We start from the raw sequence: 21,464 nt of genomic DNA, 5'->3' as shown, positions 1-21,464 counted from the left end.
AAATGGGAGACGTTATTGATATATATGGTTTATCACCTTTGCAAAAAGGAATACTGTTTCATACTTTATACGATCAAGATGATGAATATTCTTTTTCCTATATTGTACAAGTAGGTTTCTTGCTCGGGGGGCAATTGGATGTTGCTACTTTTGAAAAAGCTTGGAAATATGTTATTCAACGACATGAGGTTCTGCGCTCAGTATTTGTTTGGGAGGAAGTAGAAAAACCTCTACAAGCAGTTTACGAACGTCTTCCTTTTACTATTCATCAAGAGGATTGGAGTACCCATTCGCATGAGGAGAAGGAGAAGAAATTACACCAGTTTTTGACTGCAGATCGTAGGAAAGGATTTTTATTGGATGAAGCACCATTGATGAGAGTTACTGCGATTAAAGAAGCAGAAGGGGAAACGAGAATTATTTGGACACATCATCATATTTTGCTAGATGGTTGGAGTGTTTCATTGGTCTTTAGTGAAGTGATGGAAGTTTATCTCAAGATGATAAAGGGGGAATTGTTGAATCTTCCTAAATCTCTTCCTTATAAAAAATATATCCAGTGGATAAATAAACAAGATCAAAGTCAAGCAGAGGAATTTTGGAAAGAAGAATTAAAAGGGTTCTATGCACCTACGCCATTAGTGATGGAAAGAAAGGATCAAGGGCAGGAGAAGGGCTATGGAGAGTGTGTTTATCAGGTATCTGAGGAACTCACTGAGAATTTACAAGAGTGGGTACGAAATAGTCGATTGACATTGAATACGTTAGTACAAGGTGCATGGGCTTATTTGATGAGTAGGTATAGCGGTGACAGTGACGTCGTATTTGGCGTAACTAGCGCTGGACGTCCTACTGATTTAATGGGAGCAGAGAATATGGTGGGGCTATTTATTAACACATTACCTACCAGAATTCGATTAACGGATAATATATCAGTAGTAGATTGGCTTCGTAAAATACAAATGAAAGAAATGGAACGAAGACAGTATGAGTATAATTCGTTGATAGATATTCAAGGCTGGAGTGAGGTTCCGCGAAATAGCTCCTTATTTCATACCTTGTATGTGTTTGAAAATTATCCAATTCAAGGTGAGAGAAATGATGATTTAAGATTACTAGATGTTAAAAGCACGGAACAAACAAATTATCCTTTAACACTCATTGTAATGCCCGGTAAGAAAATTACTTTAAAGTTGATGTATGATCGAAGCTTTTTTAATGAAGAAACAATAAATCGGATTCAGAATCACTTATTGCAAATATTAATTCAGATGACGAAGAGCCTAGATTCAAAACTATTTGAAATTACTCATTTAACAGAAGAAGAACAGATACAGTTACTAGAGGAATGGAATCATACTCAAGTTAATTATTCGGCTGAAGGCATGGTTCATACAATATTTGAGGAGCAAGTTAAAAAAACGCCGGAAGCAATCGCGGCTAGTTACGAAAATGAACAAATTACCTATAAAGAGTTGGATAAGCGTGCAAATCAGCTAGCTCATTATTTACAAAAGCATGGTGTAGGCCCAGAGTCTCTAATTGGTGTATATATGGAACGTTCATTACAAATGATGATAGCGTTATTAGGTATTCTAAAATCAGGAGCAGCGTATGTTCCACTTGACCCTACTTATCCAGAGAGTCGGCTTCGATATATATTAGAGGATGCTGGAATCGAAGTACTAGTGACGGAAGAAAATTCTAAAAACTTGTTTGTATCTGAAAATATAGAAACGATTTGTATGAATAGAGATTACACTGCAATTGAAAAAGAAGAATCAACCCCATGTATAAGTGGTGTAACAGGAGAAAATTTAGCATATGTTATGTATACTTCAGGATCTACAGGGAATCCAAAGGGAGTAATGATTGAGCATCATTCAGTAATTAATTATCTAGAATGGATGCAACATAAATATCCACTTTCTGAAAAGGATGTGGTCTTGCAGAAAACGCCATTCTCATTTGATGTCTCTGTTTGGGAATTGTTTTGGGGCATTCACGTTGGTGCAAGTGTATCTTTCTTACCTCCAGGTGGAGAAAAAGATCCTTCTATTATAGCTGAAGTTATTAAACAACATCAGGTTACTATAGTTCAATTTGTACCTTCGATGTTATCTGTTTTCTTAGATCAATTCAATCATATTGAATTGAACATGAATTGTTCCTCCGTACGCCATGTATTTTCTGGTGGAGAAGAACTAAGTTCAGGGTTAGTTAGACGATTTCAACAGAAATGGAATTATAGTGGACAAGTGAAATTAACCAACTTTTATGGACCAACTGAAGCCACTATTTATGTGAATGCATTTGATATTCAGCCTAATCAAGAATTTGTTTCTATTGGGCAGCCAATACAGAACACGCAATTATATGTATTAGACCAAAATCAACGCTTGCAATCAATAGGAACTGAGGGTGAGTTATATATTGGTGGTGCTGGTTTAGCGCGTGGATACTTAAATCGTCAGAATCTTACTGCTGAAAAATTCATTTCGCACCCATTTCGATTGGGGGAAAGACTATATCGAACAGGAGATTCAGTAAGATATCTAACTGATGGAAATATAGAATTTATAGGTAGAATGGATCATCAAGTCAAAATGCGTGGTTTTAGGATTGAATTAGGAGAAATTGAAGCAACTTTAGAAAAATGTTCGTTTATTAAAGAGGCTGTCGTATTAGTTAGAGAAGATCGTCCAGGTGATCAACGATTGGTTGCATATGTAATAAGCGATGGAAATACCCAAGAGTGGAGAGAGTATTTACAAAAACAATTACCGAATCATATGATTCCAGCGCACTTTATAGAGTTAGAACACTTCCCGCTTACTCCGAATGGGAAAATCGACCGAAAGGCCTTGCCAGCACCTGATGAGCAAGCTATTGAAGATTTAAATGTGCTACCTCGGACACCATCGGAAGAGCTTATTGCCTCGGTTTGGAGTCAAGTGTTAGGAACAGAAAATATTGGCATTCAGGATTCCTTCTTTGAACGTGGTGGGCACTCACTACTTGCTACTCAAATCGTATCTCGATTGCAAGAACTGTTCCAAATTAAAATTCCATTACGTGAACTTTTCAAGCACGATACAGTGGAAGCATTGGCAAAACGAGTGGATCAGTTACGAAAAGAAGATAAAAAACGAGAGGTTGCTCCCCTTGTACCTATGAAACGAGAAGAAGTTATCCCACTTTCCTATGCGCAGAAACGTCTATGGTTTATTAATCAATTAATGCCAAATAGTGCTATGTACAATATCCATGCAGCGTGTCGCTTAACAGGTGAATGGTCAATTGAAGCATTGGAGGTCGGATGGAATCAATTGTTGAAGCGTCATGAATCATTAAGGACGACAATTCTAGAACAAGAGGGTGAACCTTTTCAACAAGTTCAATCTCATGTATTCAGACATATTCCTCAAATGAATCTAACAGATCTCTCTTTGGAAGATAGGGAAAGAGAAATGAAACGCCTCATTCAAAACGAAGCTGAGGAACCATTTCATTTTGGGCAAGGTCCTCTGATTCGAACACGATTATTGAAAGTAGACAGGGAAGAATGGATTCTCATTTGTACGATGCATCATATTATTTCAGATGGATGGTCAATGGGAATCTTACTTGAAGAATGGATGGCTTTTTATGAAGGAGCATTAAGTGGCAAACCGGCGGAATTGAAGGAGTTATCTATCCAATATGCAGATTTTGTCATGTGGCAGAAGGAATGGCAAAAAGAAGAGAATTTGAATCAGCACCTTCAATATTGGAAGGAAGAATTATCTGGGGAACTACCGGTTTTACAATTACCGATGGATCGTCCTAGACCTGCAGTTCAAACCCATCGTGGTGCAAGTCAGTCCTTAATAGTGGCGAATTCCCTACAGGAAAAGCTCAAAGATTTAAGTCTGCAAGAAGGATGCACTTTATTTATGACATTGATGGCAGCGTATCAAAGCTTCCTTTCTCGTTATACAGGACAGGACGACATTATAGTTGGAAGCCCAATCGCTAATCGAAATGTGAAAGAGATTGAGGGATTAATAGGATTCTTTGCAAACACGTTGGTTTATCGAGCTGATTTCAGTGAAAATCCGACGTTCCAAGAACTTTTGTCGCAGGTAAGAAAAAAAGCGCTAAAAGCATACGAGTATCAGGACATCCCATTTGAGAAAGTGGTAGAATCCGTAAAACCTGAACGGAATACAAGTCATTCACCAATATTCCAAACTATGTTTACTTTACAGAATACGAAACAAGAGTTTGTTCAGCAATCTGAAAGACAAATGGAACTCATGGAAAGCCATGCTTCTGTTGCCAAATTTGATTTGAGTTTATTTGCTTCTGAGACGGAAGAAGGATTATCACTAACCTTTGAATATAATACTGATTTGTTTAATGATACAACCATTGAACGGATGGCAAGTCATTTTAAACATTGGTTAAATCAAATTGTCTCTCATCCAAAATGTGTACTATCAGAACTGAATATGTTATCGAAAGTAGAATATAAGCAACTACTAGAGGAATGGAATAAATCGAGTGTTATAGATATGGAAGAAAGCACGATTCATACAATGTTTGAAGAACAAGTGGAAAAAACACCAGAAGCAATTGCAGTAGTGTGCGAAGATGAAGAACTAACATATCGAGAGTTGAACGAACGCTCGAATCAGTTGGCACATTATTTACAAAAAAATGGTGTAACATGCGAATCATTGGTTGGGATTTGCGTTACACGTTCATCCGAGATGATTGTCGGTCTCTTAGGAATTATGAAGGCGGGAGGAGCATATGTCCCAATTGATCCAGCGTATCCGGAAAGTCGACTGCAGTACATTTTAGAAGATGCTCAAATAAAGGTACTGGTGACACAGGAAAAGTTACAACAAAAAATGGTTATACCTAAATTCATTGACGTGATTTGTATTGATGGTAATCGAGCAGAAATAGAACAAGAAGTAACTACGGTATGTATGAGTGAAGTGACGGCTGATAACTTAGCCTATATTATCTATACTTCAGGTTCCACTGGAAATCCAAAGGGAGTAATGATTGAGCACAGGAATACAGTAACAATGATTCATTGGGCGCATCACACGTATTCCCGAAAGGAATTAGCGGGAGTGTTAGCTTCAACTTCGCTATCTTTTGATTTATCCGTTTTTGAAGTATTTGTTCCCTTAACGATGGGTGGTAAGGTGATTGTCACTGAAAATGCTTTACATCTAGAGAAGTTGTCTTCCAAAGGTGTAACTTTGGTTAATACTGTGCCATCGGCAGCGAAGGAACTGGTTCGAACAAAAACAATACCTTCTTCGGTAAAGGTGATGAATTTGGCTGGAGAACCATTGCCATATTCGCTTGTTCAAGATTTATACGAGAGAAGTACGATTGAAAAGGTGTACAACCTATATGGACCGTCCGAAGATACTACGTATTCCACGTATATGGAATTAGAAAAGGGTGTCATGCATAGGGTACCACCAATTGGTAAACCAATATTCAATACAGAAGTATATGTACTGAGTGCCGAACAAAAACTGGTTCCAATTGGTGTAGTTGGTGAGCTATACATTGGTGGATCAGGGTTAGCACGTGGATATTTAAACCGCCCTGACTTAACGCAAAATCGTTTTATATCGCATCCGTTTAAAGAAGGAGAGCGAGTATACCGGACTGGAGATCTAGTAAGGTATTTACCAGATGGAAATTTGGAGTATGTTGGACGAATCGATCACCAAGTAAAAATTCGTGGGTTCCGGATTGAACTAGGAGAAATTGAAGCGGCATTACAAAGGCATGCATTAGTTAACGAAGCTATTGTGATGGTGCGGGAAGATTATCCTGGCGATCCGCGTTTGATCGCCTATGTTGTAGGAGACGGGGATGCTCAAAAGTGGCGTGATTATCTCAAGGATCAACTACCAAATTATATGATTCCAGCCTATTTTGTTGGATTAAATGCATTTCCACTCACTCCTAATGGGAAAATTGATAGGAAGGCCTTACCAGCACCAGAGAGACAAGAAATAGCAAGTGGTTATATTGCTCCTCGTACATCTACGGAAAAAACAATCGTTTCGATATGGCATGAAGTTTTAGGTATGGAAAACATCGGAATTCAAGATTCGTTTTTTGAAATTGGTGGCCATTCACTACTCGCTACGCAAGCTGTTTCCAATCTTAAAGAGGCTTTTGGAATCGAGATACCATTGCATGATTTATTTATGTTTCATACAGTGCAGCAATTGGCGGAACAGATTGATCAATTGTTCTATAACAAAAATCAAGAAATGCAGAATGATAGTAAGGAGAATGTAAGTCTTCAAGACTATATTCAAAAAGAAGCAGAAGTCAGTAATGATGAAGAATTACTAGAACTGCTTAAGCAATTAGAAGAGCTATCAGAGGAAGAAGCACAAGGGATATTCGAGAGTAATTTGATTGAGGAAGGGGTAAAAAAATGAGAAGTGATTTACTTGCAAAGCTGAGTTCACTTTCTCCTGAGAAGAGAGCATGGCTTCAGAAGCAAATGCAAAAAAAGGAGAATAAAGAAGCACTCCCGTTGTCTTATGCACAACAACGTTTGTGGTTTATGGACAGATTTAACCCAAACAGTTCTTTATATAATATTCCAACAGTATGGCATCTAAAAGGAAATTGGATACCTGAAGCATTAGAGAAGGGATTCAATCGACTCATTGAACGTCATGAATCACTACGAACTGTTTTTAAAGAAATAGGAGAACAGCCAGTGCAACAAATTGTCGAATTCCTTCCTAGAGCATTACCTGTAAGAGATTACTCTCAACTTCCTCTAGAAGTAAAAGAAAAAGAGGTAGATAGTTTAATTGCGAGAGAAGCGCAAGAACCATTTGATTTAATGAATGGTCCTTTAATTCGTAATCAGCTTGTTCAATTAGAGAAGGATGAATGGTTATTACTGTGTACGATGCATCATATTATTTCTGATGCTTGGTCTATTGGTATATTCATGAATGAATTCCTTGCTTTCTATGAAGAAGAAACGGGAGGAAATCCTGCTAAATTAAGTTCACTATCTATTCAATATGCAGACTTTGCGAAGTGGCAAAAGGAGTGGTTGCAAGGTGATGTGCTAAATCGTCAGCTTACGTATTGGCAGGAAGAATTGTCTGGTGAGCTTCCTATCTTACAACTGCCAGTGGATCGACCTCGACCGGTTAAGCAGACTTACTCTGGGGCTACGCATCATGTGATTTTTCCTTATGAATTGCTCAGTCAATTGAAGGATATAAGTCGACAAGAAGGATCTACTTTATTTATGACTTTAATGGCCGCATACCAGAGCTTTCTTGCTCGTTATACGGGACAAAAAGATATTCTAGTTGGTAGTCCGATTGCAAATCGGAATCATAAGGGAGTAGAAGGATTAATTGGTTTCTTTGTTAATACGTTGGTTTACCGATCAGATTTGAGTGGCACCCCTACTTTTCGAGAGATTTTGAACCAAACAAAGAAAAAGGCGTTAAAAGCTTATGAATATCAAGATATACCATTTGAAAAAGTGGTAGAAGCTGTGCAACCTGAACGAAGCATAAGTCATTCCCCTATATTTCAGACCATGTTTACACTACAGAATATAAAACAAGAACGACTAGATTTTCCTGGTAGAAGTATTGAAATGGTAGAAAGTAATATGTCTATTGCTAAATTTGATTTGAGCTTAACTGCCTATGAAGTGGAAGAAGGTCTATTTGTCTCGTTTGAATACAACACGGATTTATTTGATAGTAGTACCATTGCACGTATGGCAGTACATTTTGAGAACTGGCTAAATGAAATCACGCATCATCCAGATGAATCATATACAAAGCTGTCAATGTTATCGGATACTGAGCAAAAACAACTCCTAGAAGAATGGAATGATACGGACGTAGTTTATGGTCATGATTGTATGATTCATGAGCTATTTGAGCAGCAAGTTGCACGGACACCTGATGCAGTGGCGGTAGTTTATGAGGGTGGAAAGCTAACGTATCAAGAACTTAATGAAAAATCGAATCAATTGGCACATTTTCTACAAAAACGAGGTATCGGACCTGAATCATTGGTCGGTATATGTATTGAACGTTCTCCTGATATGATTATCGGTCTCTTTGGGATTTTGAAGGCAGGTGGGGCTTATGTCCCACTGGACCCAAGTTATCCCGAAAACCGCCTGAGATATATTTTGGAGAATTCACAAATTCAAGTGCTGTTAACAAAAGAGACACTACAGGACTGGTTACCTAAAGATATTCAAGCAATTTGTTTAGACCGGGATCAAGCGATGATTTCTAAAGAGAGTAATTTAGCTCCGGTAAGTGGAGTAACAGCAAATAACTTAGCCTATATTATATACACTTCAGGTTCGACGGGAAATCCAAAGGGGGTAATGATTGAACATCATTCCGTTATCAATCGCCTACAGTGGATGCAGAAAAAATACCCATTGTCCGAGGACGATACAATCTTACAAAAGACACCGTTTTCGTTTGATGTTTCTGTCTGGGAATTATTTTGGTGGTCATTTGTAGGAGCACGTGTTTGTTTACTTCCACCAGGAGGAGAGAAAGACCCTGCGGTCATTGAGGAGTATATTGAACGATATCGTGTGTCCACCATGCACTTTGTTCCGTCGATGTTATCTACTTTCTTAGATTATATGGAACTATATAATTCGAAAAGGGATGTATCGTCTTTAATTCAAGTTTTTACTAGTGGAGAAGCGTTAAACACTGAGCAGGTTCGCCGGTTTAAGGGAATCTTTTACAATGTTCAGCAAACAAAGCTAATTAACTTGTATGGTCCTACTGAAGCGACTGTGGATGTGACTTATTTTGATTGTGATTTAGAAAAAGAACCAATACTTATTCCGATTGGTCGTCCGATTGATAATACAGAGTTGTATGTGTTAGATCAATATCAACAAGTGGTCCCGATTGGTGTGGCAGGGGAACTTTACCTTGGAGGAGTAGGATTGGCACGTGGCTACTTAAATCGACCAGATTTAACTACTGAACGTTTTATTCCGCATCCCTTTAAGGACGGGGAACGATTATATCGAACGGGTGACTTGGTGAGATATATGAATGATCGTAACTTAGAATATATTGGAAGAATAGATAACCAAGTCAAAATTAGAGGATTCCGAATTGAATTGGGAGAAATTGAAGCAGCTTTACATGATCACTCATCTGTAAAAGAAGCAGTCGTGTTGGTGAAGGAAAATCGACCAGGAGATAAGCAGTTAGTAGCTTATGTAGTGGGCGAAGGGGATACTGGAGAGTGGCGTGAATATCTCAAGAAGCAACTGCCACATTATATGGTTCCAGCATACTTTTTCCAAATTGAAGGTATGCCACTCACTCCAAATGGTAAGGTGAATCGGAAAGCCTTACTGGAATTAGAAGAACAGTTCGTAAGTGAAGATATTACTTCATCACGAACACCAGTGGAGGAGCTTATCGTTTCCGTTTGGAGCCAAGTGTTAGGAATAAAAAATATTAGTGTTCAGGATTCCTTTTTTGAAATTGGTGGTCATTCACTACTAGCTACTCAAGTAGTGTCACGTTTACAGGGGATTTTTCAAATCGAATTACCAGTACGTGAACTATTTGAATATACAACGGTGGAGTCACTGGCAAAGCGATTAGATCAGTTACGTAAAGGAGATAAAAAACGAGAGATTCCGCCACTAATACCAATGAAACGGGGAGAAGCTATTCCACTATCTTATGCCCAACAACGCTTATGGTTTATTGATCAATTTACACCTAATAGTGCCCTTTACAATATGCCAATGGTATGCCGCCTTACAGGGAATTGGCTACTTGAAGCATTGGAAACGGGATGGAATCAACTAATAGAACGTCATGAATCACTGCGGACGGTCTTTCACGAAGTGAACGGTCAACCCGTACAGCAAATTGAACCGTATGCTTTTCAATCAATTCCGAAAACGGATTTAACTATGCTTTCTTCTGAAGATCAAGAAAAAGAAGTTAAACGTTTAATTCAACAAGAAACAGAAGTGCCATTTGATTTAACAGAGGGTCCATTAATCAGGACAAGTATTTTGCACGTGGGAGAAGAAGAATGGATACTCCTTTGTACTCTACATCATATCATTTCAGATGGATGGTCAATGGGAATCCTACTTGAAGAATGGATGGCATTTTATGAGAAAGCAACGGATGGAAAGGTAGCGGAACTTGAACCATTACCGGTTCAATATGCCGACTTTGCTCAGTGGCAAAAAGGATGGCTAAAGGAGGAGGTGCTTGATCAACAACTCCAATATTGGAGGGAAGAATTGTCTGGGGAGCTTCCTGTACTCCAACTTCCTATGGATCGCCCGCGTCCCGCAATACAAACACATCACGGGTCGACATACACTCTGGTTCTGCCAAGCACGCTACATGATAAATTGAATGAACTTAGTCGAAAAGAAGGGGCTACACTCTTCATGACGCTTTTAGCTGCATATCAAAGTTTTCTATCTCGTTATACGGGACAAGAAGACATTCTGGTCGGAAGCCCAATTGCGAATCGGAATTATAGAGAAATTGAAGGACTAATTGGTTTCTTCGTTAACACGCTGGTTTATCGAGCTAATTTGAGTGGTAGACCGACATTTCAAGATGTACTGTATCAGGTTCGTCAAAAGGCATTGAAGGCGTATGAATATCAAGATATTCCATTTGAAAAAATTGTAGAAGTTGTGCAACCGGAGCGAAGTACAAGTCATTCGCCAATCTTCCAGACTATGTTCATCTTGCAAAATATGAAACAAGAGTTTCCGGTGTTATCTAGTAGAAGTATTGAAATGATAGAAAGCCATAGTCCAATTGCAAAGTTTGATTTAAGTGTAATGGCAGCTGAGACGGAAGAGGGATTACTTTTTACTTTTGAGTACAATAAGGATTTATTCAATGCTACTACTATTGAACGGATGGCAGGACACTTTGAGAAATGGCTACATGAAGTTTCTCATCGCCCACAAAATCCGTTGCATGACCTGAGCATGCTATCAGAACCCGAGCGTACTTTGTTATTAGAAACATGGAATGACACTGTAATGGAAATGTCTCATCAGGGTCTTGTTTGCGACAGATTTGAAGAGCAAGTAGCAAGGCGTCCTGATGGGATTGCGGTAGTTGATCAAACAAAACAGTGGACTTATGGTGAACTGGATAAAAAAGCAAATCAGTTGGCAAATGTTTTACAGCGAAAGGGAGTAGCCCCAGAGTCAGTGGTAGCAGTTTATCTTCCGAGGTCAGCTGAGCTGATAGCAAGTTTACTAGGTATTTTAAAAGCTGGTGGAGCTTATGTCGTTTTAGATCCGTTATATCCAAAATCAAGGTTAGAATACATGATTGAAGATGCGGGAATTCAATTTGTAGTGACGGCAGAAGGACAAGAAGGACATTTCGCACACGTCGAAATGGTGAGGTTAGAAGAATTAACGGTGGAAAGCGTAATCGCACCTACACGTCAAATAAATCCAGAGAACTTAGCCTATATTGTCTATACCTCTGGTTCTACAGGAAAACCGAAGGGTGTCATGGTTGAATATCGGTCATTAATGAATATGGTTTCTTGGCATCAGGAAGTTTATCATATTTCAGCAGAGGATCGTGCGACTCAGATTGCAGGGGTTGCTTTTGATTCGGCTGTCCAGGAGATTTGGCCGTATCTAACTGCTGGCGCAGCGCTCTACTTGTCAACAGAGGAACTAAGAATTAATCCAGAAGCACTAAGAGATTGGCTCATTGATTCACGAATAACAGCTAGCTTTGCACCTACACCTATACTGGAAAGGCTCTTGAAATTATCTTGGCCAGATAAAACGGATCTTCGTTTTATCATTACTGGTGGGGATCAATTAACGCAGTATCCATCTAACGATATTCCTTTTGCGGTAATTAATCAGTATGGTCCATCGGAAAATACCGTTGTTACCACAGATTGTTATGTACCCGTAGGAGTGACAACAGGTACGCCATCGATTGGTCGACCGATTGCGAATACAGAAGTTTATGTGTTAGATTCTCATCTTCAGTTAGTACCAATTGGTGTAATTGGAGATCTCTATATTGGAGGGAAGAGTCTTGCACGTGGATATGCTAATCGTCCGGATCTTACAAAGGAAAAATTTATTCCACATCCTTTCAAGTCAGGAGAACGTCTCTATTATACAGGAGACAAAGCAAGTTATCTTTCTGATGGTAATCTCCAGTTCCATGGACGTATAGATGACCAAGTGAAAATTCGTGGTTTCCGGATTGAGTTGGGAGAAATAGAAGCTGTTTTGCAGGCACATTCTTCTGTGAAAGAAGCAGTTGTATTGGTACGAGAGAATCATCAAGGTGATAAGAGATTAGTAGCTTATGTGGTTGGTGAAGGAAGTGTCCATGAATGGCGAGAATATCTACAAACACATTTACCAAATTACATGGTTCCAACAAATTTTATTGAGATGGATTTTTTACCACTTACACCGAATGGAAAACTTGATTTGAAGGCATTGCCTATACTTAGTGAACAATCCGCTGAAAATACTGTATACCCAAGAACTCCGCTGGAAGAACTTATTGCTTCAGTGTGGAGTCAAGTGCTAGGAATAAGAGACATTGATGTTCAGGATTCTTTCTTTGAGCTTGGTGGTCACTCTCTACTTGCTACACAAGTGGTCTCACGCTTACAGGAAGTCTTTCAAATCAAATTGTCAGTACGTGAACTGTTCGAATATTCAACGGTCGAGGCATTATCGAAACGAATAGATCAGTTACGTAAGGGGAGCGAAAAACGAGAAATTCCACCATTGGTGCCGGTGGAACGCGGAAATAATATGCCACTATCTTACGCCCAACAGCGTTTATGGTTTATTGATCAATTTGCACCTAATAGTGCACTTTATAATATGCCAATGGTATGCCGCCTTACAGGGAATTGGTTACCAGAGGCATTGGAGTTGGGATGGAATCAGTTGATAGAGCGTCATGAATCTTTGCGGACTGTATTTTATGAAGAGGATGGCCATCCTGTGCAGCAGATTCAACCGTACGTTTTCCGTCCGCTTCTGCAAATGGACTTAACTAAGCTTTCATTAGAGGAGCGAGAAAGAAAGTTGGAGCAATGGATTCAAACTGAAGTCGAATCTCCATTTGATTTAGAACAAGGGCCATTGTTCCGTGGGAAACTCATAAGAATTTCAGAAGAAGAATGGGTTCTTTTGTGTAATATGCATCATATTATCTCGGATGGATGGTCGATGGAAATCTTGCTTCAAGAATGGATGGCATTTTATGAGAATGCGATTGGTGAAAAACAAGCAGAGCTGGAACCACTACCAGTTCAATATGCCGATTTTGCTCAGTGGCAAAGAGAATGGTTGAAAGATGAAGTACTATATCAACAACTTGCATATTGGAAGGAAGAATTATCTGGTGAGTTACCAGTCTTAATGTTGCCCATGGATCGTCCGCGTCCGCCAGTGCAAAACCATCATGGATTAACTCATAATGTTTTGTTATCGCGCTCATTACTGGACAAATTAAACGAACTAAGTCGTCAAGAAGGGGCCACACTTTTCATGACCTTATTGGCATCGTATCAAAGTTTCCTTGCTCGTTATACAGGACAAACGGATATTATTGTTGGCAGCCCAATTGCAAATCGAAATTATCAAGAAATTGAAGGACTGATTGGTTTCTTTGTCAATACATTGGTTTATCGAGCTGATTTAAGTAATACACCGGCATTTCAAGAGTTGTTGTCTCAAGTGCGGATAAAAGCATTGAAGGCGTATGAGTATCAAGATGTTCCGTTTGAGAAAATTGTAGAGGTTATCCAACCTGAACGAAATACAAGCTATTCTCCGATTTTCCAAACCATGTTTACTTTGCAAAATGCGGGACAGAAGCTACCAGAACTACATGGAAGAAATATAGAAGTAATGGAAAGTAATGCTCCAATCGCTAAGTTTGATTTAAGTTTAACTGCTGCAGAAGTGGAAGAGGGTTTATTACTTACTTTTGTTTATAGAACTGATTTATTTGATAGCTTAACTATTGAATCCATGGCTGAACATTTTGGAAACTGGTTGAATGTAATCGTGGAGAATCCTGATAAATCATTAGCTAAGTTGCCTATATTAACAGGATTACAGCAAAAACAGTTGGAAGAGTGGAATAATGATGCTGTAGCATATCCGCAGGAAAGTACGATTCATCAGCTGTTTGAAGAGCAAGTAAATCGTACACCTGATGCGGTAGCAGTGGTAGATGAAAAACAGCAGTTAACATATCGAGAGCTGAATGAAAAAGCTAATCAATTGGCCCGCTATCTTCAGCAATGTGGGATTGGGGCTGAATCATTAGTTGGACTTTGCTTTGAGCGTTCAGTTGAGATGATTGTTGGTATTATGGGGATCTGGAAGGCTGGAGCAGCATATGTTCCATTGGATCCATCATATCCAGAAAGTCGCATACGATATATTTTGGAGGACACTGGAATTCAAGTATTAGTTACGAATGAGTCATTAGAAGGTTGGATACCCAAAGAAGTCAAGGCAGTTTGTCTAGATAGGGATCAAGCAATGATTTCAAAAGAAAGCATTCTTTCACCAAAATGTGAAGTAACAGGAGAAAACCTAGCGTATGTTATCTATACTTCGGGATCGACGGGGAATCCAAAGGGTGTCTTGATACAGCATCATTCTGTAATAAACTTGTCGCATGGTTTACAAAAAGAGGTTTTCGAACATGAGATACGATCTAACATGCACGTCGGTTTAAATGCGTCAATTGCCTTTGATGCATCTATTCAGCAATTACAAATGCTGTTGTATGGTTCAAGTTTGTATATTATCCCGAATGAAGTACGAAGTGATCCGGAACAGTTTGTAGCTTATATTAGAGAGAACAAGTTAGCAATCTTTGATATAACACCTTCAATGCTTCAATTACTTATAGATGCCGGATTGTTAGAAACGTCCGATGGTGTTCATGTTCCAAGTAAGGTATTGGTTGGCGGCGAAGCGATTATGCCGTCATTATGGGAACAGCTAGTAGAGACTGATAAAATTGAGTTTTATAATGTATATGGTCCTACAGAATGTACGGTTGATGCAACATGCTATCATATCAAAAAAGATAGTGAGAGAGTAACGATTGGGCGTCCGTTGCCGAACGTTCAAACTTATGTATTGGATAGAAATGGGTTGCCAGTTCCAGTTGGTGTGATGGGCGAACTTTATATCGGAGGAGCGGGTCTAGCGAGGGGATACTTAAATCGTCCAGAGTTAACATCCGAACGATTTATTTCTCATCCATTCAAAGAAGGCGAGAGATTATATAGAACAGGCGATCTCGTAAGATATCTTTCTGATGGTAATATAGACTATTTAGGAAGAGTGGATAATCAAGTGAAGATTAGAGGATTTCGAATCGAACTTGGGGAGATTGAGTCGACTTTACAGGAGCATGACTTGATAAAAGAGGCAGTTGTAATAGTTAGGGAAAATCAATCGGGAGATAAGAGGTTGGTAGCTTATATAGTGGGCGAAGGCAGTTTAGAAGAATGGCGTGAGTATCTTAAAATAAAACTGCCAACCCATATGATACCTTCCTACTTCGTCGAAATGGAAGATTTACCGCTAACCATAAATGGAAAGGTTGATCGGAAATCATTGCCTATACCAGATTATCAAGGAACACAAGAAAGCTATGTAGCCCCAAGAAATGAACGTGAACACAAGCTTTCTATCATTTGGGAACGTGTGCTGGGTTCAAAACGTATTGGTATTTATGATAACTTTTTTGAAATTGGTGGAGATTCAATTCTTAGCATTCAGATTGTCTCTCGTGCGAAGCAAACTGGTTTACAATTGACACCAAAACAAATATTTGAACACCAAACGATTGCTGAGTTGGCGCAAGTAGTCAAAGAAGAACAAGGTGTACAAGCTGAACAGGGAATTATAACTGGAGAGACGATACTTACACCTATTCAGCAAAGGTTTTTTGCACAAAATCATCCTAATCCACATCATTGGAATCAATCCATGTTCTTTAGAACGAAAGAAAAATTGGATATAGGATCACTGGAAAAGGCAGCGCGTAACCTTTTACTTCACCATGATGCCCTGCGTTTAAGATATGAACGTTTACCTAATGGGACTTGGGAACAGTGGAATGAAGGAATTGAAGAACAATTGATGCTGACTGTCATTTCATTAGACGAAGTGCCGGAAGCGGATTGGCATGGAGTTATTCAAAAAGAGATTAATGTTGCACAAGAAAGATTGAATTTACATGATGGTCCTTTAATGAGAATGGTGTATTTTGATGAAGGTGAGAAGACTGGCCGATTATTTTGGACAATTCATCACTTAGCCGTGGATGGTGTTTCTTGGCGAATTTTATTGGAAGATTTGCAAACAGCATATACGCAAGCAGTCCAAGGGCAAAACATTCAATTACCTATGAAGAGTACATCTTATAAAGAATGGTCGGAGAAATTACAACATTACGCTGAAACTGGAATATCAAAAGAAGTGCTACATTACTGGGAGCAGCAGGCTGAACAAGACGTAGTTATACTGCCAGTAGATGATACTATAAGTAATCCAGTAAGCGCAGTAACTGAGGAAATTACTGTGGTGTTAAATGAGAATGAGACCCGTATGTTATTGCAAGAGACTTTAAGCACTCACCGTGTCCAAATCAATGAAGTATTATTAGCAGCATTAGTACAAGCTACAGCAGCATGTACGGGGCAGCCGATATTAAGCGTAGATTTAGAGGGACATGGTCGAGAAGAGATTATTGAAGATGTTGATTTATCGAGAACCGTGGGATGGTTTACAAGTATTTACCCAGTTCATTTAAATATTACTAGTGCTAATACGCCAATTGCAGCATTAAAAGCAGTTAAAGAACAAGTTCGCAAAATTCCTAATAAGGGTGTTGATTATGGGGTGTTGCGTTACATGAACGCAACAATGTGTGAGCAATTGAGCTCTCAACATACACCGTCTATTAGTTTTAACTATCTTGGACAATTTGATCAAATGTTTTCTAGCGATGCAATGTTTATGCCGGAGAACGAATTTAAGCGCTTAAATCATGCTTCTGGTTCCAAGCGATCGCATTTAATTGATGTAATTGGGGTTATAACGGATGGAAAACTTCAGTTCACTTGGGTATACAATGTTGGACAATTTGCGAAATCAACGATTCAAAGTATTGCACAGAATATGCTTCACCAACTGAGCGGATTGATTCAATCCTCAAATAGAGAATCTGCGCTGACCGTTTCGGATTTTGCAATGGCTAATCTTAACCAAGTAGGTTTGACAAATGTACTAAACAAAATGAATCGTGGAAAGAACAATCAGATTACTGATTTATATCCACTATCACCTTTGCAAGAAGGTATGATTTTCCACACATTGCATGACCAAGGAAATGAACATGTTGCACCGTATATAGTGCAATTAAGTTTTATGATTAAAGGGAAAATGGATATTCCTACTTTTGAGCAGGCGTGGAAATCTGTAATTCAGCGGCATGAAATTTTTCGTACAGCATTTGTTTGGGACGAAATTGAAGAACCATTACAAGTGGTGTATGAAAATATCCCATTTAAAGTGAACAAAGAAGACTGGCGTACAATGACAACTAAAGAGATAGAGGAAAAAAGGAAAGTCTTTTTGGCATTAGATCAAAAACAAGCCTTCCAATTTGATGAAGCGCCATTAATGCGGGTAACGGTCATTCAAGAAGGTGAGGAAGAATATCGGATTGTTTGGACACATCACCATATTTTACTGGATGGATGGAGTTTACCATTGGTCTTTAATGAATTACTTACAGTCTATCAGAAGAGAATGAATGGAGAAGCTGTAAAGTTACCTAAACCCTCACCATATAAGAAATATATCCAATGGCTCAGAGAACAAGATAAGGAGCAGGCGGAACAATTCTGGAGAGAGAAGCTAAAAGGTTTTACTGCACCAACTTTACTGGGTTTAGGAAGTAAAGAGGAAGAAAAAGGTTACTCAGAGAAGGTCACGTATTTATCAGAAGAGCAGACTCAAGAGTTACAAGGATGGGCGAAACGAAATAAACTTACTTTGAGTACAGTAATTCAAGGTGCATGGGCATATCTCATGAGCCGATATAGTGGAGAAAATGACATTGTCTTTGGTGTAACAAGCTCAGGGCGTCCTACGGAGATTATTGATGTTGAAAACATCGTAGGTCCTTTCATTACAACGTCACCGACGCGAATTCAATTGATGGATGATATAAAAGTAATAGATTGGTTGCAGAAGATACAAGAGGAAGAGATAGAAAGAAGACAATATGAATATGCTTCTTTGACAGAGATTCAGGGGTGGAGTGAGGTTCCTAGAGGTACACCGCTGTTCAATTATTTATATGTGTTTGAAAATTATCCAGTGAAAGAAGAATCTTCAGAAAATCTGGAAATTGGTGAATTGAAAGGGGTAGAACAAACCCACTACCCATTAGGATTGGCTGTAGTTCCAGGAATCCAGTTATCGTTAAAGTTAATGTATGATCGTAGTAAGTTTAATAGAGTAACCATTGAACGAATGCTGGGTCATTTACACAAAGTGTTAATGCAAATGCTCAAAAACATTGATCAAAATCTATCGGAGCTAGTATATATTACGGAGGCTGAACAAAGAAGGCTATTGGAAGAATGGAATAATAATGCTATATCCTATCCACGTGAGAATGTAATTCATCAACTATTCGAAGAGCAAGTAAATCGTACACCTGACACGGTGGCAGTGGTAGATGAAAAACAGCAACTAACGTATCGAGAGCTGAATGAAAGAGCTAATCAATTAGCCCATCATTTACAGAAATGTGGAATTGGGACAGAGTCATTAGTTGGCCTCTGCTTTGATCGATCAGTTGAGATGGTTGTTGGTCTCATGGGAATTTGGAAGGCTGGAGCAGCCTATGTTCCATTGGATCCATCGAATCCGGAAAGCCGCCTGCAATATATTTTAGAAGACACGGGAATTAAAGTGTTAGTTACAAATGAGGTATTACTAGGATGGATACCTAAAGACATCAAGATAGTTTGCCTAGATAGGGATCAAGGGATGCTTTCTCAAGAAAGCAAACTTTCACCAATATGTGAGGTAACAGGGGAAAACTTAGCGTATGTTATCTATACTTCTGGTTCGACAGGGAATCCAAAGGGTGCTTTAGTACAGCACCATTCTGTAATAAACCTATCATATGGTTTACAAAAAGAAGTTTTCTCACATGAAATACCTAATAATATGAGAGTCGGTTTAAATGCGTCAATTGCCTTTGATGTATCTATTCAGCAATTACAAATGCTGCTGTATGGTTCAAGTTTATATATTATCCCAAGTGAAGTTCGCACTAATCCGGAACGATTTGTGTCTTATATTAGGGAGAATAAATTGGAAATGTTTGATATGACACCTTCATTACTTCAATTACTTATAGATGGAGGATTACTAGAAACAAGTGCTGATGTTCATGTGCCAAGCAAGATATTGGTCGGTGGTGAAGCAATCATGCCGTCATTATGGAAACAGCTAGTAGAGACTGAAAAAATTGATTTTTATAACGTATACGGTCCTACAGAATGTACGGTTGATGCAACGTGTTATCATATCGAAACAGATAGTAAGAGAGTTACAATTGGACGTCCGTTGCCGAACGTTCAAACTTATGTATTAGATAAAAATTTGTTACCTGTTCCAGTGGGTGTAACAGGTGAGCTATATATTGGTGGTGCAGGTATAGCGCGAGGATACTTGAATCGTCCAGAATTAACAACAGAGCGATTCATCCGTCATCCATTTAATGAAGAAGAGCGTTTATATCGTACGGGAGATTTGGTTCGTTATTTACCTGATGGTAATTTAGATTACTTGAGAAGAATTGATAATCAAGTGAAAATTCGAGGATTCCGTATTGAACTTGAAGAGATTGAAGCAAATCTAGAGAGTCATCCATTGGTAAAAGAAGCGGTAGTTTTGGTGACAGAGGATAAGCTAGGAGAGCAGAGATTGGTTGCTTATGTAGTTGGAGATGGAAGTATGCATGACTGGCGTGAATATCTCAAGACACAAGTACCGAATTATATGGTTCCCGCACACTTTATAAAGGTAGACAAGATTCCTCTTACACCGAATGGAAAAGTTGATCGAAAGGCATTGAACAGTTTAACAATTCAAAGAGAAAATAATTTGTCTACACCAATCATTCCAAGGGATGAAATTGAATATCAGTTGATTAAAATCTGGCAGGATGTGTTACAGATAGAAGATGTCTATGTAAATGATGATTTCTTTAATAGAGGGGGACATTCTCTCCTTGTAATTAAATTAATTTCAAAAATTAAGGAGAAGTTTGGAAAAGAGATTAAGGTGTCTACATTGATTAAGAATCCAACATTGGAAGGAATCGCATGCCTTATTCGTGATAAGCATGATATGACAAAATCTGTATCAGCGCTGGTTCCACTACAAGAATCAGAGAAAAGACCTTTCTTTTGCGTTCATCCGTTTATGGGAAATGTATTTTGTTACATTCAACTAGCAAGATTGCTTAAGAACCACTGTTCATTTTATGGTTTACAGAATCCTCTCATAGAAAAGAGAGAAATTGATGATTTGACTTTGCCGGAAGTAATTCAACTTTACATTGAAGAAATAAAACGTGTTCAGCCAGAAGGCCCATATCGTCTTGGAGGATGGTCTTTAGGCGGTGCAATTGCTTATAAAATTGCAACTGTATTAAGGAATCAAGGAGAGGAAGTTGAGTTTTTGGTACTAATGGATACTAAAGTACCTTCAGAGCAAGATCGTAAAACAAGGGAGGATATGCTCTCATATATATCTGAACATTTCATTCCTAGAGATTTTACTGAGCAGGAAGAAGGCCTCGTCCATAAGCAAGATATGCTTGTGGAGCGATTAATTATGGAAGGAGTACTCCCGCCTGATGCAAATCTTATGAATTTGAAGCAAGTTATCAATGCTCATAGGAAATGCCTGAACTTAATGGCAGAGAGTGATTTGATACCATACTTTGGAGAAGTTATCTACTTTAGTGCTGAGGAAGGAAAAGAGTTGTTTACAGATTGGGGACCTTTATTAAAAGGAAGAGTAAATGAGTATTCTGTCCCTGGATCACATGAAGAAATAGCAGACTTCCCCGCAGTTGAAAAGATAGCTAAGTACCTATTAAATGAATTTGAAGGGATAAAAGAAACATCCCTTTCATTAACTGAAAAGTAGAGAGTACAAAAGATGCAACGCTATGAACGAAAAGGGCAGCCCAATAACTGCAAATAAAGTGTAGGCAATAATGAATATATCAAGAGTATTACTTTTTAAGAGGATAATGGAA

Annotated in this window: 2 protein-coding genes; both read left to right on the top strand. The window is 38.7% G+C overall.

The annotated features are described in order from the left end of the window. Positions 1-2 precede the first annotated feature (2 nt). Positions 3-6,473: an amino acid adenylation domain-containing protein gene (locus AC0L0O_RS21000; RefSeq protein ID WP_473786044.1), complete on the top strand. Its 6,471-nt coding sequence runs from the start codon at positions 3-5 to the stop codon at positions 6,471-6,473. After that, the gene (locus tag AC0L0O_RS20995; protein ID WP_473786043.1) at positions 6,470-21,352 is read left to right on the top strand and encodes a non-ribosomal peptide synthetase; all 14,883 of its coding nucleotides are present in this window, start codon (positions 6,470-6,472) and stop codon (positions 21,350-21,352) included. Before AC0L0O_RS21000 ends, AC0L0O_RS20995 begins: the two co-directional genes overlap by 4 nt. Positions 21,353-21,464 lie beyond the last annotated feature (112 nt).

Source organism: Bacillus sp. GS3m_15504 (assembly GCF_055825275.1).
This window is presented reverse-complemented; position numbering and strand designations above follow the sequence as displayed.